Raw genomic sequence first — 21,872 nt, 5'->3', positions numbered from 1 at the left:
GGACGGTTGACCTTGTCTGATCTGTTCAATGCAAGCGTGTACCTGCTGGACCGGCATGTCGACGGCGGGCGGGGGGCACGCCTGGCGCTGACCGGGGCGCACGGTGACCTCACCTACGCGCAGCTGCACGACCGGGTCCGGCGCACGGCGGCGGGGCTGCGCGCCGCCGGGCTCGAGCCCGAGCAGCGGCTGCTGATGTTCATGGCCGACTCGCCCGACTTCGTGACCGTGTTCCTCGCGGCCATGCGCATCGGCGCGGTGCCCGTGCCGGTCTCCACGATGCTGCGCGCCGACGGGCTGGCCGAGTTACTGCGCGACTCGCGGGCCAGGTTCCTCGGGGTGACCCGGGAGTTCGCCGAGGTCGCCGCGCGGGCGGCGGTGGACGCGCCCGAGCTGGCCGGCGTCCTGGCCGGCGACGGCGCGCGGGTCGCGGTGGGCCTCCCGGTCCACTCCCTGGCCGAGCTGGCGGCCACGGACCCGGGCGCGAACCGGGGCGCGGACCCGGGCGCGGACGGGGGCGCCGACCGGGGCGGCGACCCGGGCGGCGAGATCTACCCGACCGGCGCCGACTCACCGGCCTTCTGGCTCTACACGTCCGGCACCACCGGCACGCCGAAAGCCGCCATGCACCGGCACGGATCCATCCGCGTCGTCTGCGAGACGTACGGCGAGCGGGTGCTCGGCATCCGGCCCGACGACCTGTGCCTGTCGGCGGCCAAGGCGTTCTTCGCCTACGGCTTGGGCAACTCCGTGCTCTTCCCGCTGGCGGCCGGCGCCGCCACGGTCCTCGAACCCGCGCCGTCCAAACCCGACACACTGGCCGAGCGCGTCCAGGAGCACGGCGTGACCCTGTTCTTCGCCGGGCCCACGTTCTTCGCCGGCATGCTCCGCGCCGGCCTGCCCGAGAAGGCGCTGTCAGGAGTGCGGCTGGCCGCCTCCGCCGGCGAGCCGCTGCCCGCCGCGCTCTACCAGCGGTGGACCACACGGTTCGGCGTCGACATCCTCGACGGCATCGGCATGACCGAGATGCTGCACATCTTCCTGTCCAACCGGCCCGGCGCGGTCCGGCCGGGCACCACCGGCGTCGCGGTGCCCGGCTACGACCTGCGCATCCTCGACGACGACGGGCGCGAGGTGGCGCAGGGCACCCCCGGCACGCTGTTCGTACGGGGAGACTCCACCGCCACCGGCTACTGGTCGCGCTACGACGCCTCCCGCCAGGTGTTCCAGGGCGAGTGGCTGCGCACCGGCGACACCTACGTCCAGGACGAGGACGGCTACTACGTCTGCCTCGGCCGCACCGGCGACATGCTGAAGGCCAGCGGCATCTGGGTGTCGCCCGCGGAGGTCGAGAACCGGCTGCTCGCCCACGAGGCCGTCGCCCAGGCCGTGGTCGTCGCCGCGCCCGACCTCGACGGGCTGGAGAAGCCGGTCGCCTACGTCGTCCTGAACGACGGGAGCGCGGTGACCGAGGACGAGCTGGTCGAGTTCTGCCGGGCGGGGCTGCCGTCGGTCAAGCGGCCACGAAAGATCGTCTTCGTCGGTGGTTACCCGACCACGGCCACGGGCAAGATCCGCCGTGTCGAGCTGCGCGCCCAGGCGGCGACCGTGCTGCTCGACGCGGAGGCCACGCTGTCATGACCGTCATCGAACGCGACCGTCGTCCGATCTCAAGGAGAAACCGATGCTCGACGGCCGCCCATTAGTGGACGTCCACGTGCACGCCGCGCGGCTGCCCACCCTCAAGCCGGCCTGGCGGCGGTGGGCGCACGACTTCGGCGACGCGTCGCTGCTGGAACGGGTCTACGACGCCGAAGGCACCGTGGACCCGGCGCGGTTCGACGCCTACCTCGCCGAGGAGGGTGTCGACGTGGCGCTGGTGCTGTCGGAGTACAGCCCGAAGGCCACCGGCATCCAGCCGATCGAGGACCTGCTGCCCCTCACCGCCCACTCCGGCCGGGTGCTGCCGATCGCCAACATCAACCCGCACCTGCACTATCCCGTCGAGGAGGAGCTCCAGCGGCAGCTCGACCTCGGCGCGGTCGCCTGCAAGCTCCATCCGGTGCACGCCGGCGTCGCCGCCAACGACCGGGCGCTCTACCCCGCCTACGAGCTGTGCCAGTCGGCCGGCATCCCGCTCGTCGTGCACTGCGGCACCAGCACCTTCCCCGGCTCCTCCAACGCCTTCGCCGACCCGATCCTGCTCGACGACGTGCTGCGCGACTTCCGCCGGCTGAACATCGCGCTCGCGCACGGCGGTCGCGGCTGGTGGTACGACGCCGCGGCGTTCATGGCGCTGTCCAGCGAGCGGGTCTGGATCGAGCTGTCCGGGCTGCCTCCGTCGCGGCTGCGCGAGTACTACGCCCGGCACAACTGGAACCGGCTCACCAGACGGATGATCTTCGGTACGGACTGGCCCGGCGTGCCGGGCATCGCCGGGAACGCCCGCGCGGTGGCCGCGCTCTGCCCCGACGAGGAGACGGCCGGGCTCGTGCTGGCCGGCAACGCGGCCCGCGTCTACAACCTGAAATCGGTGACCTGATGCCCATCTACGCTCTGGGCGAGCTGACCCCGGACATCCACCCGGAAGCCTTCGTCCACCCCGACGCCGTCGTGATCGGCGCGGTCATGATTGGCGCCGGAGCCTCCGTCTGGCCGGCCGCCGTGCTGCGTGGCGACTACGGCCGGATCGAGGTCGGCGAGCTGACCTCGATCCAGGACGGCACCGTCGTGCACACCACCGCCCAGTGGCCCACCCTCGTGGGCGCCCGGTGCGTGGTCGGGCACAACGTGCACATCGAGGGCTGCGCGATCGGCGACGACTGCCTCATCGGCTCCGGCTCGGTCGTGCTGAACCGCGCCACCGTGGAGTCCGGAGCCGCCGTGGGAGCCGCCGCCCTGGTGCCGGAGGGCGCCGTCGTGCCGGCCGGGCACGTCGCGCTCGGCGTGCCGGCCCGGCCGCGGCCCGCCCCGGAGCTGGGCGCGTGGGTCGCCGAGGCCGTCGGCCTCTACCACGGCCTGGCCAAGCGCTACCGGACCGAGCTCCGACGCGTCGGCTGATTTGTTGAGGTTGATCCGTTGAAAGGGGAACGACATGGCCGAGGAGCGTCCCACGTGAGCATGGTCGTCGCGGTGGTCGGTGCGGGCACCATGGGCTCGGGCATCGCCCAGACGGCGGCGGTGGCCGGGCACCCCGTGCTGCTGTTCGACGCGGCGCCAGGTGCCGCCGCCCGGGCCGTGGCCGGCGTCCGGGAGCGGGTCGGGGCACTGGCGGACAAGGGCAGGATCGACGTCCGGCCGGACGACCTCATGCTCACCGCCGTCGGCACGCCGGCCGAGCTGGCCCCGGCTGGCCTGGTCGTCGAGGCCGTCGTCGAGGACCTCGAGGTGAAGCGGCGGCTCTTCGCCGACCTGGAGGAGCATGTGGCCGCCGACTGCGTGCTGGCGACCAACACCTCCTCGCTGTCGCCCACCGCGATCGCCGCCGCAGCCCGGCACCCCTCGCGGATCGTCGGCCTGCACTTCTTCAACCCGGCCCCCGTGATGCGCCTGGTCGAGGTGGTGCCGGGGCTGGAGACGTCCGAAGAGGTCATCGCCATGGCCGGGGAGCTCGTGGCGGCGTGGGGCAAGACCGTGGTGCGCTCGGCCGCGACGCCGGGCTTCATCGTCAACCGGATCGCCCGGCCGTTCTACGCCGAGGCGTGGCGGCTCCTGGAGGAGCGGGCCGCCGAGCCCGCCGTCGTCGACGCCGTGCTGACCGGCGCCGGCGGCTTCCGCATGGGGCCGTTCGCCCTCATGGACCTGATCGGGCACGACGTCAACGAGGCGGTCACCCGTACGGTGTGGACCGCCTTCGGCCACGACCCCCGCTTCGCCCCGTCCCTCGCCCAGCGTGCGCTGGTCGAGGGCGGCCGCCTCGGCCGCAAGACCGGCCACGGCGTCTACGCGCACCCGTCCAGCGCGGGACGGAGAGCCGGTTCCCGGCGCGACGCCGGAGGCACGGCGCACGACGGGGTCCGCCACGATGCCGAAGGCGCGGCGCCGGTGGCGGTCCGCCACGACGCCGGAGGCACGGCGCCGGTGGCGGTTCCGGCTGAGGCGCGGAAGGCGCCACTCGAAGTCGTGGCCCACGGCGCGGCCGACCTCGACGTGCTGCTGCGCCGGTCCGGTGTCGCCGTCCTGGAAGGCGAGGACGATCACGGCACGGTCGAGCTGCCCAGCGGGGCGTTGCTCGTGCGGTGCTCCGGCACCTCCGCCACGGAGCTGGCCGCCGGGCACGGCGTGCCGGTGGTCGTGGTCGACCGGACTCTCGACGACGCGACGGCGACGGCGATCGCGGTGGCGGTGTCCGACGGGTGCCCCGAGCGCGCCCGCGACGAGGCGGCGGGGCTGCTCCAGGCCGCCGGGCTGGACGTGCACGTGATCGACGACGTGCCCGGCCTGGTCGTCGCCCGTACGGTCGCGATGCTGGTCAACCTGGCGGTCGACGCGCTGCACCAGGGAGTCGCGAGCGGCGCGGACATCGACACCGCGATGCGGCTCGGCACCCACTACCCCGTCGGCCCGCTCGCGTGGGACGACCGCTGGGGCGCCGCGACGGTCCACGCGATCCTGGTCGCGCTGCAGGATGGGTACGGCGATCCCCGCTATCGCCCGAGCCCGCTGCTGCGCCGCCGCGCACTGACCGGAGAGGCCCTGACATGAGCCGAGCATTCGTCGTCGACGGCATCCGCACCCCCATCGGCCGCTACGCGGGGGCGCTGTCCCCGGTCCGGCCCGACGACCTGGCCGCACACGTCCTGCGCGACCTGGTGGCGCGCAACTCCGCGGTCGACTGGGCCGAGGTCGACGACGTGGTGCTCGGCTGCGCCAACCAGGCGGGCGAGGACAACCGCAACGTCGCGCGGATGGCGCTGCTGCTCGCCGGGCTGCCCGAGACGGTGTCCGGCACGACCGTCAACCGGCTGTGCGGCTCGGGCGCCGACGCCGTCGCCATCGCGGCGCGCGCCGTACGGGCCGGCCAGGCCGACCTCGTGATCGCGGGCGGTGTGGAGAGCATGAGCCGCGCCCCGTTCGTCATGCCGAAGGCAGAGTCGGCGTTCGCGCGCTCGGCCACGATCTACGACACGACCATCGGCTGGCGCTTCGTGAACAAGGCCCTCGACGCCGTCTACGGCACCGACTCGATGGGCGAGACCGCCGAGAACGTCGCCGCCGAGCACGGCGTCTCCCGCGAGGACCAGGACCTGTTCGCGCTCCGGTCGCAGCAGCGGGCGGCCAAGGCTCAGGCCGACGGCCGGTTCGACGAGGAGATCACGCCCGTTCCGGTGCCGCGGCGGCGCGGCGAGCCGGTGCTGGTGGAGCGCGACGAGCACCCGCGCGAGACCGACCTGGAGGCGCTGGCCCGGCTGAGGCCGGCCTTCCGGGAGGGCGGCTCGGTCACCGCCGGCAACGCCTCCGGCGTCAACGACGGCGCGGCCGCCCTGCTGATCGCCTCCGAGCGGGCGGTCGAACGTCACGGGCTGACCCCGCTCGCCGAGGTCGTGTCGGCGGCCACGGCCGGTGTCTCGCCCCGGGTGATGGGGCTGGGGCCGGTCCCGGCCACCCGCAGGCTGCTCGACCGCGCCGGGCTCGGCGTCGCCGACATCGACCTCGTCGAGCTGAACGAGGCGTTCGCCGCGCAGGCGCTGGCCGTGCTGCGTGACCTCGGTCTGCCCGACGACGCCGAGCACGTCAACCCCAACGGCGGCGCGATCGCCCTCGGCCACCCGCTCGGCATGAGCGGGGCCCGGCTGGTGCTCACCGCGACCCGCCAGCTGCACCGCGCCGACGCGCGCCGGGCCGTCGCCACCATGTGCATCGGCGTCGGCCAGGGCATCTCCGTGCTGCTGGAGCGCGTCCGATGAACCCTCCCGCGAGCCTTCCCGTGAGTCGTCCTGCGAGCCCTCGATGAGCCCTTCGACGAGTCACGTACGCGTCCGCCGGGAGGAGCACCTCTGGTGGGTGGGCCTCGACCGCCCCGCCAAGCACAACGCGCTCGACCAGGCGATGGTCGACGAGCTCGACGAGGTGCTGGCCGAAGCCCGCCGCGAGCCGAGCATCCTGGTCGTCCACTCCACCACGCCGGGCGTCTTCGCGGCCGGGGCCGACATCGCCGAGCTGCGTGAGCGGGGCGCCGACTCGGCGCTGCTGGCGATCAACGCGGGGCTGTTCGAACGGCTCGAAGCGCACCGGTGGCCCACGATGGCGCTGATCGACGGCCCCGCCCTCGGCGGCGGCTGCGAGCTGGCGCTGGCCTGCGACTTCCGGCTGGCCTCGCCCAACGCGGTGTTCGCCCAGCCGGAGCTCTCCCTCGGCATCCTCGCCGGAGCGGGCGCCAACTGGCGGCTGCCGCAGCTCGTCGGCATCGGCACCGCCCGCCGGATGCTCTACACCGGCGCACGCCTCACCGCCGCCGAGGCGCTGGCCGCCGGGCTGGTCGAGGAGGTCACCGACGACCTGGAGGCGCGCGGCCGGGCCCTGGCCGGCGTCATAGCCAAACGCTCGTGGCGGGCGCTGGAGCTCACCAAGCTCGCGCTGCGCAGCCAGCGGCCGGCGACCACCACCTTCGACATCACCGCGCAAGCGCTGCTGTTCGACGGCGAGGACAAACACACCCGCATGACGGCGTTCCTGGAGCGGAGATCCCGATGACCCGACCACTGCAGAGCTACACCGAGGGCGCCTGGCACGACGGCGACGGCGAGTCCCGGCCGCTGCTCGACGCGGCCACCGGCGAGACCGTGGCCACGATCCCGGCCAGGGGGCCCGATCCCGCGCGGATGCTCGCCCACGCCCGCGAGGTCGGCGGCCCGGCGCTGCGCGCGCTGACGTTCCAGCAGCGGGCGGCCATCCTCAAGGCGCTCGCCAGGCACCTGTCCGGCCACCTCGACGAGTTCGCCGAGCTGAGCACCCGCACCGGCGCGACCCGCCGCGACACCGCCGTGGACGTCGACGGCGGCATCGCCACGCTGGCCGTCTACGCGAGCCGGGCCGCCCGCGAGCTGCCCGACGCGACCACCCTGCCCGACGGCGGCCTCGAACCCCTCGGCAAGGGCGGCACGTTCGCCGGCCGCCACCTCTTCACCGCCAAGCCGGGCGCCGCCGTGCAGGTCAACGCCTTCAACTTCCCGGTGTGGGGCATGCTGGAGAAGTTCGCGCCCGCGTTCCTCGCCGGGATGCCGTCGGTGGTCAAACCGGCGAGCCAGACGTCCTACCTGACCGAGCTGGTGGTGCGGCGCGTCGTCGAGTCCGGCCTGCTGCCCGAGGGCACGCTGTCGCTGCTCTGCGCCGGGCCCGCCGGGCTGCTCGACGGCCTCGGCTCCCAGGACACTCTCGGTTTCACCGGGTCGGCGGCCACCGCCTTCGCGCTCCGCACGCATCCGGTCGTCGCGGGCCGCTCGGTCGCGTTCAACGCCGAGGCCGACTCGCTCAACTGCTCCGTCCTCGGTCCGGACGTGTCGATCGGCGACCCCGAGTTCGAGCTGTACGTCGAGCAGCTCGTCACCGAGATGACCGTCAAGGCCGGGCAGAAGTGCACCGCGATCCGGCGCGCCTTCGTCCCCGCCCCGCTCGCCGACGCCGTCGCGGACGCGGTCTCGGCGCGGCTCTCCCGGGTCACCGTCGGCCACCCCGGTGAGGCGGGCACGGACATGGGCCCGCTGGCCGCCCTCGCCCAGCGCGAGGAGGTACGGGCCGCGATCGGCAGGCTCTCCGCCGGAGCGAAGCTCGTCTTCGGCGACCCCGGCCGGGTGGAGGTGGCGGGGGCCGACCCCGAACGCGGCGCCTTCCTGTCGCCGGTGCTGCTCCGCTGCGACGACCCGCGTGCCGGCGCGGTCCACGAGGTCGAGGCGTTCGGTCCGGTCAGCACGCTGCTGCCCTACACCGGCCTGGAGGAGGTCATCGGCGCGGCGGCGCTCGGCGACGGCAGCCTGACCGGCTCGATCGTCACGCATGACCGGGAGGTCGCGGCCCGCCTGGTGGCCGGGCTCGCCCCCTGGCACGGCCGGCTGCTCGTCCTCGACCGAGACGACGCGGCCGAGTCCACCGGCCACGGCGTGGCCATGCCGCAGATGCTGCACGGCGGCCCGGGACGCGCGGGCGGGGGAGAGGAGCTCGGCGGGCTGCGCGCGCTGACGCACTACATGCAGCGCACCGCCGTACAGGGACACCCCGACTTCCTGCGGCTGCTCGCGGAATAGGCCCATGCGCGCCTTCGTCATCACCGCGCCCGGCGAGGCCGGCGTGCGGGAGGTCGAGCCGCCCGAGCCGCGCCCCGGCGAGGTGATCGTCGCCGTCGAGCGGGTCGGGGTGTGCGGCACCGACATGGAGCTCTTCAGCGGCACGATGTCCTACCTGCACACCGGCCAGGCCGCCTACCCCCTCCGGATCGGGCACGAGTGGGCCGGCGCCGTGTGCGCGACCGGCGACGGAGTCGACCCGTCCTGGCTCGGCCGCCGCGTCACCGGCGACACCATGCTCGGCTGCGGTCGCTGCGCCCGGTGCGCCGCCGGACGGGGGCACGTGTGCGCCGACCGGTACGAGATCGGCATCCGCGGCGGCCGGCCCGGCGCCCTGGCCGGGCGGCTGCCCGTGCCCGTGACGGCGCTGCACCCGCTGCCGGAGCCCGTCGGCCCGGCACTCGGCGCGCTCGTCGAGCCGGGCGGCAACGCGATGCGCGCCGTGCGGAGCGCGGAGCTGTCGGCCGGCGAGCGGCTGCTGGTGCTCGGCCCCGGCACGATCGGGCTGCTCGTGGCCCAGATCGCCGCCGCCCGCGGCGTCGAGGTGCACCTGCTCGGCCTGACCGCGAGCTCTCTGGCCTTCGCCCGGTCCATCGGCTTCGAGCACGTGTGGACCCGGGAGACGCTGCCCGGCCTGCGCTACGACGCCGTCGTGGACGCCTCCAACGCGCCCGGCCTGCCCGCGCTCGCCGTCGACCTGGTCGAGCCGGGCCGCCGGGTGGTCTTCGTGGGGCTGGCCGGCACGCCGAGTCTGGTCGACTCCCGCGCCGTCGCCCTCAAGGACGTCACCGTGGTCGGCGTGCTCGGCGCCTCCGCCGGCCTGGCCGAGACCGTCGAGCTCTACGCTTCGGGCGCGGTCGATCCGCGCCCGCTCGTCGCCGCGACGGTCGCGCTGGACGAGGTGGCCGCCGTCCTGGCCGGCCGGCGCCGGCCCGACTGGGGTGACGCTCCCAAGATCCATGTGGACCCGCGCCGCTGACGCCCGTTCGCGGTCATCTGTCGCCGGCCGTCCACACCCCGTCGGCGAACGGGGCGAGCGCGGGATGTCCGCGGTCCGTCTCCGGTTCCGCTTTGATGGACTGTCCTCGGTGGAAGGAGTGTGCCCCCGGGCCCGGGTCGTCGTCCCAGATCGAGAGCGAATCCACGTACGGCCGCAGCAGCGCGGTGAGCTCCGCGTCGCCCCGGCCGTTGAGCTCGTCCGACGCGATCTTCCGCGCCGCGCCGGCCAGCAGGTCGGCCACCTGGACTCGCGGATCCCAGCGCGAGTGGACGAGCGTCAGACTCGTCAGCCGGCCTCCAGGCGAACGGGCGTGGAACAGCTCCTTGAGCTGGACGACGCGCTCTTCCGTCAGCAGGGTCTGCCTGTCGTGCACGACCGCGACGGGCCTGCTGCCCTCACCCCAGTAGGCGACCGCCCGGACGATGGCCGGGATCAGGGTGTCGAGGGCCGGGATCATCCCCGGGTTGGCGAGCACGTGCGCCCGGAAGGCGTCCACGCGGGGCCTGGCCCGCCAGAGCAGCTCCGCCGTCTCGCCGGCCGGGCTCCGCGCGCCGGACCGGCGCAGGTCGTCGACCAGGTCGAAGAACGAGTCGCCGGACACCGGCGCGCCCCGGTTGTTGCGGGCCCGCATCAGGTCGTTGAACGCCCCCAGCAGGGTGTTCCACTGCTCGGCCCCGAACGCGAGCGGACCCTCGTGATAGAGGCGGACGGTCATGGCCCTGGCCGCTGGATCCTGGCGCAGGCCGATGTCCGGCGTGTAGGGGATTTCCCCGACGACCAGGTCGGCGAGCCTGCCGACGACGTAGAACGTCTTGTCGGTCAGGTGCACGTGCGCGTGGCCGAGCAGCGGCCCTCGCGGTCCGAGCAGCCACGTGAGCGTCTCCCGGTGCTTGGAGCGCTGGATGATGCCGGACTTGTACTCCACGGTCGGCGAAGGCGCCCGGTCGCGCGTCTCCTGGATGCACCGGGCCGCGAGCTCGGTGCTCAGGGACACGCTGGCATGGGCGAAGACGTCGGTGTTGCCCCCGATGAGCTTCTGCCCCTCGGAGCCCGACTCGTCGCAGGCGATCTCGAGGACTCGGTCCGCCTGCGTGAGGTCTTCGCGATTACCCGTCAATGCCCTGTCTTTCGGCGGGGAACACTCGTCGGGAGCCACCTCTCCCGGTGATCCGCTTGTTCAGCATCATCGTCCCTTTCGTACGGATCCTCCACGGGTTTTCCGTTGTCTGCCCGGTGTCGGAGTCTGAACCTTCCCGCGCCATGCCGCGTATCCCCCAGTAATCACCAGCCCTTGCCGGCCAGAGAGGGGCGATCATGCGGTGGAGCGCGCGGCGGCTGCCGGAGATCCTGTGGACTGTGGTGGCCGTGGCGCTGTGCGTCCCGGTCCTGGCCGCCTGCGCGCCCGCCGGCGGGGAGCCCGTCGCCGCCGCCGGTGTCGCGGCCGAGGTGAACCCCGACGTCCAGTTCTCCCAGGAGATGATCCCTCATCACCGGCAGACCATCCGGATCGCCGAGCTGGTGGCCGACCGGACCACCAACGCGTACGTGCGGAAGCTCGGCGAGAAGCTGATCATCGACGAGCGCGCCGACATCGAGCTGATGGAGTCGTGGCTGCGGTCCTGGCAGGCCCAGGTGCCGCCGGAGGACGCGGACTACGGGCACGCCATGCCCGGCATGATCTCCGCGGCGCAGATCTCGGTGCTGGAGGGGCAGTCCGGCGCGGAGTTCGACCGTACGTGGCTGACCCTGCTGGCCAGGCACCTCGACAGCGGCGTCGAGATGGCCCAGGCCGTGCAGACCATGGGCACGCACAAGCCGACCGCCGACCTCGCGGGCAAGCTGATCACCGAGCAGAAGGCGACGATCGCCGAAATCGTCAAGCGGCTGGCCTGACCTGACCCGCCTCCGGCGTCGTACGGTGGACGCTGTCGAAGGAGGCCGGCTTGACCACACCATCTGACGGATTCCACCGCGCCCTGCACCAGGTGAAGCGCACATCGCTGTCCGGTGACACGGCGCAGACCGGCGGCATGCGGCGGCTGGAGGCGCTGTCCGGCCGGACCGTCGGCTCGGAGCGCCTGTGGATGGGGGAGACCCGCGTCGCCCCGGCCACCACCTCCGCCAACCACCACCACGGCAGGTCGGAGACCGGCATCTACGTGGTCAGCGGCCACCCTCGGTTCGTCTTCCTCGACGAGACCGACGAGACCGACGAGACCGACGAGACCGACGAGACCGGCGAGGGCGGCGAGGGCGGGCCGCGTGAGATCGTGCTGCGCACCGGCCCCGGCGACTACGTCTACGTTCCGCCGTGGGTGCCGCACCGCGAGGAGAACCCCGATCCCGACGAGGAGGCCGTGGTCGTCATCGCGCGTACGACCCAGGAGGCGATCGTCGTCAACCTGCCGGATCTGCGCTGGGTCGGCCCGGTGGGGACGACCTCCCCGGAGGCGTACGACGAGGGCGAGGGGCGGAGCTCCTGAGTCACGCCGAGGGCGGACCAGCCCCGGCCCGTAGGGCGGGGTGTCGTCCTCAGGCGAACGGCAGGGCCATCTGGTCGAGGAACTCGTCCATGACCTCGTTCAGGGGGCGTGCCTGCTGCTCCTCGATCCAGAGGTGGGTGGAGACACGCAGCGTGACCAGGAAGGCGGCGGCCATGAGGCGGGGCTGGATCCCGCCGGTGTCGCCTGTCCCCGCGCGTGCGGTGACGACCTCGGCGAGCTCGCGTTCGAGCGCCGCGTGGTTGGCTAGTTGCCTGGCCAGGAGCGAGGGGTGTTTCCGGGCCAGCCGGGTGCGCGCGGCCCACCCCTGGTCGGGAGTGCCCACCTCGCGGTAGACGTCGTGGATGGCGCCGCGCATGGCCTGCCAGGGACGTTCGGAGGCGGGCCGGGCGCGGACCCGTTCGACCAGGACCCGGATGAGCTCCTCCTCGCCGTAGAGCACCGCGTCCTCTTTGCCGGCGAAGTAGTTGGAGAAGGTGCGCCGGGAGATGTTGGCCGCGTCGGCGATGGCTTCTACGGTGACGGCGTCGAAGCCGTGCTCGACCGTCAGCCGCAGCGCCGCCTCGTGCACGGCCTGCCGGGTCTCGGCCTTCTTGCGTTCGCGCAGCCCCACCTGGATGTCCATGATCGTATTAGTCTACCGGCATGTAGCGATTTATGCCCAATGCGCAAAGTTTCCCAATGGGCAGATATGCTGACCCCTTGTCGTTCAGGTAGATCACCAGGGGGAGTACACGCGTGAGCGCACCCACGGCCACGGCCGCGCATTCTGAGCCGATGACCCATCGGCAAGTGCTCGAAGCTCTCAGCGGCCTGTTGCTCGTGCTGTTCGTGGCGATGATCAGCGCCACGATCGTCTCGGTCGCGTTGCCGCAGATCATCGGCGCGCTCGACGGCACACAGTCGCAATACACGTGGGTGGTCACCGCCTCGCTGCTCGCCTCGACGGCCTCCACGCCGATCTGGGGCAAGCTGGCCGACCTGTTCAGCAAGAAGCTGCTGCTCCAGGTGTCCATCGTGATCTTCATGGTCAGCTCGGTGGCCTGCGGGTTCGCGCAGGACACCGGCCAGCTGATCGCCTTCCGGGCGCTGCAGGGGCTGGGGATGGGGGCCCTGCAGGTGCTCGTGCAGGTCATCATCGCGGCGATGATCAGCCCCAGGGAGCGCGGTCGCTACAACGGCTATCTCGGGGGCGTCATGGCCGTGGCCACGGTGGGCGGGCCGCTGCTCGGCGGGCTGATCGCCGACACCTCATGGCTGGGCTGGCGCTGGTGCTTCTTCATCTCGGTGCCGTTCACCGTGATCGCCTTCGCGCTGCTGCAGAAGACGCTGCACGTGGTCACCGTGCGCCGCCCCGAGGTCAAGATCGACTACGTCGGCGCCACCCTGATCGCCCTGGGCGTCAGCGTCCTGCTCATCTGGGTGACCTTCGTGGGCAACTCCTTCGACTGGCTGTCCTGGCAGACCGCGGCCATGGCCGGCGGCGGCGCGCTGATCCTGGTGCTGGCCACCTGGGTGGAGACGCGGGTCGCCGAGCCGGTCGTGCCGCTGCACGTCATCCGCCGCCGCACCCCCGCCCTGGCCATCCTGGCCAGTCTCGCGGTCGGCATGGCCATGTTCGGCGGCGCGGTCTTCCTCGGCCAGTACTTCCAGATCGGCCGCGGCTACAGCCCGACCGAGGCCGGGCTCCTCACCATGCCCATGATGATCGGCGTGCTGTTCTCCTCGACGATCTCCGGCCGCATGATCTCCAAGAGTGGCAACGTCAAGCCCTACATCGTCACCGGCGCCGTCGTGCTCACCATCGGCTTCCTCGGGCTGTCCACGCTGGACCACGAGACGCCGCTGCTCTTCGTCGCCGCCGCGATGCTGCTGGTCGGCACCGGAGTCGGCATGTCCATGCAGAACCTCGTGCTGGCCATCCAGAACACCGTCCCGCTGCGCGAGCTCGGCGCGGCCAGCGGCGCGATCACGTTCTTCCGCTCGCTCGGCGGCACCATCGGCGTCTCGGTGCTCGGCGCGATCCTGGCCAACCAGGTCGCGGCCGGCATCGCCGAAGGACTGGCCAAGGCCGGCGTCAAGCCGTCGGCCTCGGGGGGAAGCGGCACCCTGAACCTCGCGGAGATGTCCGAGCCGGTCAGGGCCGTCGTGCGCGCCGCCTACGGCGACGCCACCGGGCACATCTTCCTCGTCTCCACCGGCATCGCCGCCCTCGGCGTCATCGCCACCCTCTTCCTCAAGCCGACCCGGCTTCGCGACAGCGTCGACCTGGAGCCGGCCCCCGAGCCCGGAGAGCCGGTCTCCACCTAGGTCTTCCGCCCTCGGCCGGAGATCGGCCCCCGAGCTCGGAGAGCCGGTCTCCACCTGGCTTTCCGCCGCCGGAAGCCGGAGCTCGTGACCCCCGGCGTGCCCGGCGTGCCCGTCAGTGCGATATCCGCATGACGACCGCCTTGGGCTCGGTGAAGAACTCCCGGCTGAAGTCACCGCCCTCGCGGCCGATGCCCGAGTCGCCGACGCCGCCGAAGGGAGCGCGCAGGTCTCGGATGAAGAAGCAGTTCAGCCAGACCGTGCCGGCCTTGAGCGCGGCCGAGACGCGGTGCGCCCGGTTGACGTTCTCGGTGAAGAGCATGGCGTTGAGGCCGTAAGGGGTGCCGTTGGCCAGGGCCACGGCCTCGTCCTCGGTGTCGAAGGGCTGTACGACGACGACCGGCCCGAAGATCTCCTCCCGGCAGTGCCGGGCGGACGGCGGCAGGCCCACGATCACGGTGGGCCTGACCGCCCAGCCTTCGCCGAGCCCCCCGGTCAGGATCGTGCCCTCGCCGACGTCCGTCACGTACGAGCTGACCTTGGCGAAGTGCGTCTCGCCGGCCAGCGGGCCGAGCTCGGTGGCCGGATCGGACGGGTCGCCGCAGACCAGTGCCTCGGCCTTCTTGACGAAGCGGTCGAGGAACTCGTCGTAGACGGCGCGCTGCACGAACAGCCGGCTGCCGGCCAGGCACACCTGCCCGGCGTTGCGGAAGATGGCCTCGATCGACCAGTGCACGGCGTTGTCCAGGTCGGCGTCGGCGAAGACGATGTTCGCCCCCTTGCCGCCGAGCTCCAGGCTGACCGGGGTGAGGTTGGCCGCCGCGGCCCCGGCGATGGCCCGGCCGGTCGCCGACTCGCCGGTGAAGGTGATGCGGTCGACCCGGGGGTCCTCGGTGAGCGCCTGACCCACGGACTCCGGACCGAACCCGTGCACCACGTTGAGCACGCCGGGCGGCATGCCGGCCTCCAGGGCGAGCCGTCCCAGCAGCGTCGCCGAGACCGGAGTGTCCTCCGCCGGTTTGAGGACGACGGTGTTGCCCCAGGCCAGAGCGGGAGCGACCTTCCAGCTCTCCAGCATCAGCGGGAAGTTCCAGGGCGCGATCGCCGCCGTCACCCCCGACGGCTCGAAACGCGTGTAGGCGTGGTGCCCGGAGTCCATCGGGAGGAGCCGGCCGGTCGAGAGGCGGGCGTGGTCGGCGAAGAACCGGAAGTTGGCGGCGGCCCGCTGCACGTCGTGGCCGCTCTGGGTGACCGGCTTGCCCATGTCACGCGTGTCGGCCCGCCTGATCTCGGCCTGGCGTTCCTCCAGCAGGTCGGCGATCCGGTGCAGGATCCTGCCGCGTTCGGCGAACCCCATCCGGGGCCACGGCCCCTCGTCGAAGGCCCGCCGGGCCGCGGCCACCGCCACGGCGGCGTCGGCCGGATCGCCCAGGGCCGCCTCCGCCCAGGGCTCGCGGGTCCAGGGATCGACGCTCGCGAACCGCCGGCCGTCGAGCGAATCCACTTCACGGCCGTCGATGACGTGCCCGTAGTAATCGGTCATTCCGCTGCCGACCTTTCCGCGATCGTGACGTCACCGGCGGCCCAGTGGGTGGCCGGAACCTCCCGTACGACGACGCGCACGCTCTCCTTGGGCGCGCCGATGGAGCTGACCACCGCCTCGGTGAGGCTGGAGATCAGCGCGCGGATGCCCTCCGCCGTCCGGCCCTGGGTGAGTGTGACTTCAACGAGAGGCATGCGCACCGCCTGAGACGAATACCGGACCGAGACGCGTGAAGTGGCACGCGATGGACGCGCCGGGCGGGGCGAACACCGCGTCGGTCATCCCGCCGGTCAGCACGATCCACCCGGGCTCGATCGCGAGCCCGCGAGCCCCGAGCTCGTTCGCCGCGAGGGCGAGCGCGCTCGCGGGATGCCCCTGCACCGCGGCCCCGGTGGCGGAGTCGACCACCTGGCCGTCGACCTCCACCAGCACCGCCTCCAGGCTCAGGTCCAGCTCCCGGGGGTCCATCGCGACCGATCCGGTCACGTAGGCCGCCGACGAGGCGTTGTCGGCGATCACGTCGGGGAGCCGGAACCGGAAGTCGCGGAAGCGGCTGTCGATGACCTCGGCCCCGCCCATGACCGACTCCACGGCGGCCAGTGCGGTCGCGGTGGTCACACCGGGCCCGGCGAGCCGCCTGCCCATCACGAACACGATCTCCGGCTCCACGCGCGGATGGATCAGCCTGTCCTGAGGGACGGGATCTCCGGGGGGCAGCTCCATGGCGTCGGTCAGCCAGGCCACCAGGGGCGACGAGATCCCCATCCGCTCCTGCTTGGCCCGGCTCGTCAGCCCCAGCTTGATGCCGACCAGGTTTTCCCCGCGTTCGAGGCGGAGTCTCAGCGTCGCGTCCTGGACGGCGTACGCGGTCGCGACGTCGAGCTTCGGCCACTCGTCGGTGATCGGCTCTCGGTCGGTCCGCTCGTCCTCGCACCTGAGCAGCTCGATGGCCGCCCGCTCGACGGTCCAGGCGCTCATCGCGGCACCCCGCCCTCTCCCGCGCCGAACCGCGCGCTGACCGACCCCAGGCCGGCGAACCTCACGCTGACGACGTCGGACGCCGCCACGGGGATGGCGGCGGTGACGGACCCGGGGAGGATGACGTGACCGGCTTCGAGGGTGACGCCGAGGGCCCCGACGGTGTTCGCCAGCCAGACCAGGCTGTTCAGCGGCGAGCCGAGCACCGCCCCGCCGGCCCCGGTCGCGGCCAGCCGGGAGTTGACGTGCACCGTGCAGCCGCTCAGCCGCAGGTCCACCTCGCTCAGAGGGGTGGGGTTCCGGCCCAGGACGACGCCGCCCGAGGAGGCGTTGTCCGCGATCGTGTCGAGGAGGCCGATCCGCCAGTCGCGGATCCGGCTGTCGATCAGCTCGATGGCCGGCAGCACGAAGTCGACGGCGGCGGCGGCCTGGGCGGTCGTGACCCCGGGACCCCGCAACGGGCTCCTGAGGACGAACGCGATCTCGGGCTCCACGCGCGGCTGCAGGTAGGCGCCGATCGGGATGGGCTCGTACTCGGAGTGGAACATGTCGTCGAGCAGGTGGCCGTAGTCGGGCTGGTCGACCCCCATCTGGCGCTGCATCGCCACGCTGGTCAGGCCGACCTTGTGTCCCTTGATCGTGGCGCCGCCGTCGAGCCGGCTCCGGATCTGGAGTAGCTGGATCGCGTACGCGTCCTCGAGCGTCAGGTCCTGGAAGGTCTCGGATAACGGCTCGATCGGCTTGCCGGAGGCGTACGCGTCCAGCAGGAGACCCGCGGCGGACGCGCGTCGTCCAGGGTCCACATTCCCTCCACCTGTTCGTGCGATGAGCGCGGCCCGGAAAGCCATGCAGTATGACTATCCCGGACCAAGATATTTATGGGCAGATACTAGTTCGGGCGTGGCGAGGACATCAAGGTGCCATCACCCCGGGCCAGTCCGAAGAGGCCGGCGGCGGTGCCCGAGAGGATGGCGCGCTCCGCCTCGGGGTCGAGGCCCGCGTCCAGCACGGCCGTCCCGGCGGGGCGCTCGGCGATGGGGAAGGGATAGTCGGTGCCCACCATGACGCGATCGGCCCCGACGGTCTCGACGAGCGCGCGCAGCGTGGCCGGGTCGTAGACCAGGGAGTCGTACCAGAAACGGCGCAGGTAGTCGCGCACCGGCCGATTCGGGGGCCGCACCCCGGGCAGCGTCTCGACGCAGCGTTCGAGGCGCGGCAGCAGGGGCAGCAGCGCGCCGCCCCCGTGGGACAGGACGATCCGCAGGCCGGGATGCCGGTCGAGGACCCCGCCCAGGATGAGGGTGGCCGCCGCCGCGGCGGTCTCGGCCGGCATGCCGACCGCGTACAGCAGCCCGTGCTCCCTGAGCCGGTCACCGCCCAGCACCTGCCAGGGGTGCAGGAGCAGTACCGCGCCGTGCTCGGCGCAGGCGGAGTAGAACTCGTCCAGCGAGGGGTCGTCGAGCGGGCCGCCGTTGACGTTGGTGCCGATCTCGACGCCGGCCAGGCGCAGGTCGGCCACGCACTCGGCGACCATCGCGGCGGCGACGTCCGGCGCCTGGAGCGGGACGGTCCCGAGCCCGGCGAAGCGTGCGGGTGCCGTGTCGACGAGCGCCGCGATCCAGGCGTTCTGCACGCGCGCCAGCTCGGCCGCGCCCCGGGCCGGCAGCCCGTAGCCGAAAGTCACCGGAATCGGCGACACGACCTGGGCGGACACGCCGTCCGCGTCCATCTCCTCCAGCCGCCGCGCGGTGTCCCAGCACCGGTCGTCGATCGCCCGGAAGAAGGTGTCGCCGAGCCGGAGGTCGGCCGTGCGCGGCCCGGTGGGCAGGATGTTCGGCCAGGCTCCCGGGTATCTCGCGGCCAGGTCGGGTAACTCCTTCGGGATCCCGTGCGCGTGCACGTCGATCCGGCCGGCGCCGCTCACGTCGACACCACCTGTCCCTTGTCGACCCGGGCGGTCTCGATGGAGTCGCGCAGTTTCGCCAGGAGCGCGGTGAGCGTGCGGCGGTCCTCGCCGTCCAGGCGCCAGATGAGCGCCTCGAGATAGCGCCAGTGCGACGGCAGGAACTCCGCCAGGAACCGCTCACCCGTCTCGGTGTTGGCGATGAGGTACGAGCGGCGGTCGTCGGGGTTGATCCGCCGCTCCACGAAGGACCGCTGCACCAGCCCGTCGATGACGCTCGTCAGGTTGGCCGGCCGGATGGAGATCGCCAGTGCCAGCTCGCCCATGTTCAGCGGCCGGTCCGCCCGGTGCAGCACGTTGAGGATGTTGAACTGGCTGACCGACAGCCCGTGCACGGCGAGCTCGGCCGCTCCCGCCCGGTCGAACGCCGACATGGCGCGGTAGAAGGTGAGGGTCAGCGTCAGCAGGTCGGGGTCGAAGTCGGGCCCGTGCTCGGCCTGGGTCCGGGCGACCTGCCACTCGACCGTCGACTCCTCGGGATCGGTGTCGTGGGACACGCCCGCCTCCAGCTCGTTTGTCGGTTCCATCGGCGACCCGGCCAGTTACTTGGATCCAAGATATTTATGGTTGACGATAATACAGGACCACATCTATTTTGAGGCTCCGCGTCGGCGACGGCGTCGACGGCGCAGCGTCTGCAGCGAAGGAAGCGGTCATGGCAGAAGTACTGGGCGTCGGCCTGTCTCACTATCCCCTGTTCGGCGGGCTGGACGAGAACATGGCCGGCCTGTTACAGCGGACCCTCACCGACCCGGGCATCCCCGCCGAGGAGAAGGACGTGGCCAACTGGCCCGAGCTCGCCCGCCGCGAATGGGCGGACGACGAGGGCCGGGCGGCGGCCAAGGAGCACCGCGCCGCCCTGGTCAGGGGATTCGAGCAGGTCCGCGCGGCCATCGACGACTTCAACCCCGACGCGCTGGTCATCTGGGGCGACGACCAGTACGAGAACTTCAGAGAGGACATCATCCCGCCCTACGCCGTGCTGGCGTACCCGACCATGGACCTCAAGCCCTGGGCGCACGCCGACCGCTCGTCGGACATGCGCGACCGGCCCAACATCTGGGGCGAGGACCACAGCACCACCTTCCGGGTCCACGGCCGCCCGGACATCGGGAAGTACCTCGCCTCCGGCCTGCTGGAGCGGGAGATCGACGTCGCCTACGCCTACAAGCCCGCGCATCACCCCGGCCTGCCGCACGCGTTCCTCAACGCCGTCCTCTACCTCGACTACCACCGCACCGGCTTCGACTACCCCGTGGTGCCCTTCCCCATCAACTGCTACGGCAGGCGGGTCGTCAGCTACCGGGGGTTCATGAGCGAGGTCGACGACGTGCGCGAGCTCGACCCGCCGTCCCCCACGCCGCGGCGGCTCATGCGGGTGGGCGCGGAGGTGGCCCGGCTGTGCGCCGAATCGCCGTGGCGGATCGCCCTGGTCGCCTCGTCGAGCTGGTCGCACGCGTTCCTCTGCGACCGCACCTGGCGGCTGCGCCCCGACACCCCGAGCGACGTACGGCTCTACCAGGCCCTGGCCGGGGGCGACCTGGAGACGTGGCGCGAAACCCCGCTGCGGGAGATCGAGGAGGCCGGCCAGCAGGAGCTCCTCAACTGGTTTCCGCTGGTGGCCGCCATGGAAGAGCTCGGACACCCGGCGCCCGTGTGGTCGGAGTTCGTGGAGACCGCGGTGTTCAACTCCAACAAGGTGTTCGCGATCTACGGCCCCACCGCCACGGCGAAGTAGCCGGACGCCTACCTCTGAAAGCTCGAAAGCCAGATCAGAACCCCTGACCTGGCTTTCGTCGTTCCGGGCGGGTGGTGCTGCTCGCGTTGAGGAGCTCGGAGGCGAGGACCTCCGGAGTGTGCGGGTATCACTCTTTGTTGCGGGCATCGCCCGTCGGATAGGGTCGCTGCACGTGAACGGCCCCTCGCTTGCCCTCCGCCAGCGCTCGCTCGGCGACCCCTCGACCGAGTTCCCGCTGTTCCCGCCGCTGACCCGAGGCTGCCCCAAGACCAGCACCGACGAGATCGCCTACCCGCTGGACGTCGTCTACGACTACGGCCGGGTGGACCAAGGCCTGTTCGAGCAGGAGCCAGGGGCCGACATCGCGCGGTGGTCGCCGCTGCTGCCGCCGCTGGCGGCGCCCACGCTGGGAGAGGGCGGGACGCCGCTGGTCGAGTTCGACGGCGTGTACGTCAAGGACGAGTCGCAGAACCCGACCTGGTCGCACAAGGACCGCCTCAACCGGGTCACCGTCTCCGCCGCGATCGCCTCCGGCGCGCCCGGCGTGGTCGTGGCCTCCTCCGGCAACCACGGCGCGTCGGCCGCCGCCTACGCCGCGCGGGCCGGGCTGCCGGCCATCGTGTTGTCCTCGGCGCAGTCGCCGCCCGCCGTGCAGGACTTCGTGCGCGCGTACGGGGCCAAGGTCTTCTCCGTGCCGACCGAGGCGCGCTGGCCGTTGCTCAGGGAGGTCGTGGACCGGCTCGGCTATCACCCGGTCAGCAACCAGACCGTGACGCACACCGGGCACCCGTTCGGGCCCGAAGGGTATAAGACGATCGCGTACGAGCTGTTCCTGCAGCTCGGCACGGTGCCCGCGGCCGTCTTCTCGCCCACCGGCTACGCCGAGCTGCTCTACGGGATCTGGAAGGGCTTCACCGAGCTGCGCACGCTGGGGCTGGCCGGTTCCGTGCCGCGGATGTTCTCCTGCGAGGCGGCCGCCGGCGGGCCGCACGCCCGGGCGCTGGCCACGGGCGCGCCCGCCGCGATCGTCACAGTCGGGGCCAGCGACGCCCACGGGATCGCCGGAGGGGTCGGCGGGCACCGGGGGGTGCTGGCCGTGCGGGACAGCGGCGGCGAGGCGGTGGTCGTGACCGACGACGAGATGCGGCTGGCGCGTCAAGACCTGGCCCTGCGGGGGATGTGGCAGGAGCTGTCGGGCGCGGCCGGGCTGGCCGGGTACCGCAGGCTGGGGCGCTCCTTCGACGGGCCCGTGGTGTGTGTCGCGACGTCCGCTGGGTTCAAGGACGTGGGAGTCGGGGCCGAGCCGCACCCCGTGCTGGCGAACCCGACGCTGGACGACCTCATGTCCTGAGCCACACGCGGAGCGGGGCCCGTGGGGGGTGACCCGTTCATGTCCTCCAGCGCCCGGCACCGGCCTCGTGCTCCCCACGCCCGTGGGGTGGCCCGGCTCAGCCGGACGGACTGTTCTATATCCGTCACGATCTGGATACTCTACGCATTCAGCCTGTGTACTGGACGGCCTGGGCGGCAGGAACAGGCCGCCAGGGCGGACGGATGACCTGC

General features: G+C 72.4%; 21 protein-coding genes. 13 read left to right on the top strand and 8 right to left on the bottom strand.

The window, feature by feature from the left end:
* The first annotated feature begins 36 nt into the window (after positions 1 to 36).
* Genes AB0C16_RS00235 through AB0C16_RS00200 form a run of 8 tightly spaced genes read left to right on the top strand, consistent with a single transcriptional unit; the run spans position 37 to position 9,258 of the window.
* Positions 37 to 1,641, top strand: a complete 1,605-nt coding sequence (locus tag AB0C16_RS00235) for a benzoate-CoA ligase family protein (protein ID WP_357677193.1) — start codon at positions 37 to 39, stop codon at positions 1,639 to 1,641.
* A 43-nt stretch (positions 1,642 to 1,684) separates the two neighbouring features.
* The gene (locus tag AB0C16_RS00230) at positions 1,685 to 2,542 is read left to right on the top strand and encodes an amidohydrolase family protein (RefSeq protein ID WP_357677191.1); all 858 of its coding nucleotides are present in this window, start codon (positions 1,685 to 1,687) and stop codon (positions 2,540 to 2,542) included.
* On the top strand, positions 2,542 to 3,060 hold the full coding sequence (locus AB0C16_RS00225) for a gamma carbonic anhydrase family protein (RefSeq protein WP_357677190.1): 519 nt from the start codon (positions 2,542 to 2,544) through the stop codon (positions 3,058 to 3,060). Before AB0C16_RS00230 ends, AB0C16_RS00225 begins: the two co-directional genes overlap by 1 nt.
* 60 nt (positions 3,061 to 3,120) lie before the next feature.
* Positions 3,121 to 4,704: a 3-hydroxyacyl-CoA dehydrogenase gene (locus tag AB0C16_RS00220; protein ID WP_357677701.1), complete on the top strand. Its 1,584-nt coding sequence runs from the start codon at positions 3,121 to 3,123 to the stop codon at positions 4,702 to 4,704.
* Positions 4,701 to 5,906, top strand: coding sequence for a 3-oxoadipyl-CoA thiolase (gene pcaF / locus AB0C16_RS00215; RefSeq protein WP_357677188.1), 1,206 nt, complete (start codon positions 4,701 to 4,703; stop codon positions 5,904 to 5,906). The genes AB0C16_RS00220 and pcaF overlap by 4 nt, the downstream gene beginning before the upstream one ends.
* Positions 5,907 to 5,949: 43 nt before the next feature.
* Positions 5,950 to 6,693 carry an enoyl-CoA hydratase/isomerase family protein gene (locus AB0C16_RS00210; RefSeq protein WP_357677186.1) on the top strand — a complete coding sequence of 248 codons (744 nt, stop codon included), beginning with the start codon at positions 5,950 to 5,952 and terminating at the stop codon, positions 6,691 to 6,693.
* Positions 6,690 to 8,240 (top strand): phenylacetic acid degradation bifunctional protein PaaZ, encoded by a 1,551-nt coding sequence (gene paaZ / locus AB0C16_RS00205; protein ID WP_357677185.1) that lies wholly within the window; start codon positions 6,690 to 6,692, stop codon positions 8,238 to 8,240. Before AB0C16_RS00210 ends, paaZ begins: the two co-directional genes overlap by 4 nt.
* A gap of 4 nt (positions 8,241 to 8,244) precedes the next feature.
* A complete protein-coding gene (locus tag AB0C16_RS00200; RefSeq protein WP_357677183.1) occupies positions 8,245 to 9,258 on the top strand; it encodes an alcohol dehydrogenase catalytic domain-containing protein in 1,014 nt (337 codons plus the stop codon).
* Positions 9,259 to 9,271: 13 nt separating this feature from the next.
* On the opposite strand, the gene AB0C16_RS00195 is transcribed toward AB0C16_RS00200, so the two are convergent.
* Positions 9,272 to 10,396, bottom strand: coding sequence for a hypothetical protein (locus tag AB0C16_RS00195; protein ID WP_357677181.1), 1,125 nt, complete (start codon positions 10,394 to 10,396; stop codon positions 9,272 to 9,274).
* Positions 10,397 to 10,593: 197 nt separating this feature from the next.
* Here AB0C16_RS00195 and AB0C16_RS00190 point away from each other — a divergent pair, with 197 nt between their 5' ends.
* Both AB0C16_RS00190 and AB0C16_RS00185 read left to right on the top strand, forming a co-directional pair.
* The gene (locus tag AB0C16_RS00190; protein ID WP_357677179.1) at positions 10,594 to 11,172 is read left to right on the top strand and encodes a DUF305 domain-containing protein; all 579 of its coding nucleotides are present in this window, start codon (positions 10,594 to 10,596) and stop codon (positions 11,170 to 11,172) included.
* Between the two features lie 50 nt (positions 11,173 to 11,222).
* On the top strand, positions 11,223 to 11,762 hold the full coding sequence (locus tag AB0C16_RS00185; protein WP_357677177.1) for a cupin: 540 nt from the start codon (positions 11,223 to 11,225) through the stop codon (positions 11,760 to 11,762).
* A 49-nt stretch (positions 11,763 to 11,811) separates the two neighbouring features.
* Here the strand turns inward: AB0C16_RS00185 and AB0C16_RS00180 are convergent, their stop codons facing one another.
* Positions 11,812 to 12,405 (bottom strand): TetR family transcriptional regulator, encoded by a 594-nt coding sequence (locus AB0C16_RS00180; RefSeq protein WP_357677175.1) that lies wholly within the window; start codon positions 12,403 to 12,405, stop codon positions 11,812 to 11,814.
* A 152-nt stretch (positions 12,406 to 12,557) separates the two neighbouring features.
* Here AB0C16_RS00180 and AB0C16_RS00175 point away from each other — a divergent pair, with 152 nt between their 5' ends.
* Positions 12,558 to 14,090 carry an MDR family MFS transporter gene (locus AB0C16_RS00175; protein WP_357677173.1) on the top strand — a complete coding sequence of 511 codons (1,533 nt, stop codon included), beginning with the start codon at positions 12,558 to 12,560 and terminating at the stop codon, positions 14,088 to 14,090.
* A 112-nt stretch (positions 14,091 to 14,202) separates the two neighbouring features.
* Here the strand turns inward: AB0C16_RS00175 and AB0C16_RS00170 are convergent, their stop codons facing one another.
* From AB0C16_RS00170 to AB0C16_RS00145, 6 genes are all read right to left on the bottom strand, one after another.
* The gene (locus AB0C16_RS00170) at positions 14,203 to 15,630 is read right to left on the bottom strand and encodes an aldehyde dehydrogenase (RefSeq protein WP_357677171.1); all 1,428 of its coding nucleotides are present in this window, start codon (positions 15,628 to 15,630) and stop codon (positions 14,203 to 14,205) included.
* Positions 15,627 to 15,824: a tautomerase family protein gene (locus tag AB0C16_RS00165; RefSeq protein ID WP_357677169.1), complete on the bottom strand. Its 198-nt coding sequence runs from the start codon at positions 15,822 to 15,824 to the stop codon at positions 15,627 to 15,629. Before AB0C16_RS00165 ends, AB0C16_RS00170 begins: the two co-directional genes overlap by 4 nt.
* Positions 15,811 to 16,608, bottom strand: coding sequence for a fumarylacetoacetate hydrolase family protein (locus AB0C16_RS00160; RefSeq protein WP_357677167.1), 798 nt, complete (start codon positions 16,606 to 16,608; stop codon positions 15,811 to 15,813). The genes AB0C16_RS00165 and AB0C16_RS00160 overlap by 14 nt, the downstream gene beginning before the upstream one ends.
* Entirely contained in the window at positions 16,605 to 17,411 is an 807-nt protein-coding gene (locus tag AB0C16_RS00155; protein WP_357677165.1) for a fumarylacetoacetate hydrolase family protein, read from the bottom strand. The genes AB0C16_RS00160 and AB0C16_RS00155 overlap by 4 nt, the downstream gene beginning before the upstream one ends.
* Positions 17,412 to 17,497: 86 nt before the next feature.
* The gene (locus AB0C16_RS00150) at positions 17,498 to 18,532 is read right to left on the bottom strand and encodes an amidohydrolase family protein (RefSeq protein ID WP_357677163.1); all 1,035 of its coding nucleotides are present in this window, start codon (positions 18,530 to 18,532) and stop codon (positions 17,498 to 17,500) included.
* A complete protein-coding gene (locus AB0C16_RS00145; RefSeq protein ID WP_357677161.1) occupies positions 18,529 to 19,098 on the bottom strand; it encodes a MarR family transcriptional regulator in 570 nt (189 codons plus the stop codon). The genes AB0C16_RS00150 and AB0C16_RS00145 overlap by 4 nt, the downstream gene beginning before the upstream one ends.
* Positions 19,099 to 19,226: 128 nt before the next feature.
* Between AB0C16_RS00145 and AB0C16_RS00140 the strand changes: the two genes are divergently transcribed.
* Together AB0C16_RS00140 and AB0C16_RS00135 are read left to right on the top strand one after the other, a co-directional pair.
* A complete protein-coding gene (locus AB0C16_RS00140; RefSeq protein ID WP_357677159.1) occupies positions 19,227 to 20,309 on the top strand; it encodes a hypothetical protein in 1,083 nt (360 codons plus the stop codon).
* Between the two features lie 172 nt (positions 20,310 to 20,481).
* Positions 20,482 to 21,660: a pyridoxal-phosphate dependent enzyme gene (locus AB0C16_RS00135; RefSeq protein WP_357677157.1), complete on the top strand. Its 1,179-nt coding sequence runs from the start codon at positions 20,482 to 20,484 to the stop codon at positions 21,658 to 21,660.
* Positions 21,661 to 21,872 lie beyond the last annotated feature (212 nt).

The sequence above is a fragment of the Nonomuraea sp. NPDC048916 genome (genome assembly GCF_040649575.1).
GTDB lineage: Bacteria > Actinomycetota > Actinomycetes > Streptosporangiales > Streptosporangiaceae > Nonomuraea.
This window is presented reverse-complemented; position numbering and strand designations above follow the sequence as displayed.

What these genes read in the sequence shown, in the direction of transcription:
- AB0C16_RS00170 (WP_357677171.1), bottom strand. Translation starts at nt 15,630, where the DNA reads ATGACCGATTACTACGGGCACGTCATCGACGGCCGTGAAGTGGATTCG.
- AB0C16_RS00145 (WP_357677161.1), bottom strand. Translation starts at nt 19,098, where the DNA reads ATGGAACCGACAAACGAGCTGGAGGCGGGCGTGTCCCACGACACCGAT.
- pcaF (WP_357677188.1), top strand. Translation starts at nt 4,701, where the DNA reads ATGAGCCGAGCATTCGTCGTCGACGGCATCCGCACCCCCATCGGCCGC.
- AB0C16_RS00165 (WP_357677169.1), bottom strand. Translation starts at nt 15,824, where the DNA reads ATGCCTCTCGTTGAAGTCACACTCACCCAGGGCCGGACGGCGGAGGGC.
- AB0C16_RS00190 (WP_357677179.1), top strand. Translation starts at nt 10,594, where the DNA reads ATGCGGTGGAGCGCGCGGCGGCTGCCGGAGATCCTGTGGACTGTGGTG.
- AB0C16_RS00180 (WP_357677175.1), bottom strand. Translation starts at nt 12,405, where the DNA reads ATGGACATCCAGGTGGGGCTGCGCGAACGCAAGAAGGCCGAGACCCGG.
- AB0C16_RS00220 (WP_357677701.1), top strand. Translation starts at nt 3,121, where the DNA reads ATGGTCGTCGCGGTGGTCGGTGCGGGCACCATGGGCTCGGGCATCGCC.
- AB0C16_RS00200 (WP_357677183.1), top strand. Translation starts at nt 8,245, where the DNA reads ATGCGCGCCTTCGTCATCACCGCGCCCGGCGAGGCCGGCGTGCGGGAG.
- AB0C16_RS00160 (WP_357677167.1), bottom strand. Translation starts at nt 16,608, where the DNA reads ATGAGCGCCTGGACCGTCGAGCGGGCGGCCATCGAGCTGCTCAGGTGC.
- AB0C16_RS00225 (WP_357677190.1), top strand. Translation starts at nt 2,542, where the DNA reads ATGCCCATCTACGCTCTGGGCGAGCTGACCCCGGACATCCACCCGGAA.
- AB0C16_RS00175 (WP_357677173.1), top strand. Translation starts at nt 12,558, where the DNA reads ATGACCCATCGGCAAGTGCTCGAAGCTCTCAGCGGCCTGTTGCTCGTG.
- AB0C16_RS00140 (WP_357677159.1), top strand. Translation starts at nt 19,227, where the DNA reads ATGGCAGAAGTACTGGGCGTCGGCCTGTCTCACTATCCCCTGTTCGGC.
- paaZ (WP_357677185.1), top strand. Translation starts at nt 6,690, where the DNA reads ATGACCCGACCACTGCAGAGCTACACCGAGGGCGCCTGGCACGACGGC.
- AB0C16_RS00210 (WP_357677186.1), top strand. Translation starts at nt 5,950, where the DNA reads ATGAGCCCTTCGACGAGTCACGTACGCGTCCGCCGGGAGGAGCACCTC.
- AB0C16_RS00230 (WP_357677191.1), top strand. Translation starts at nt 1,685, where the DNA reads ATGCTCGACGGCCGCCCATTAGTGGACGTCCACGTGCACGCCGCGCGG.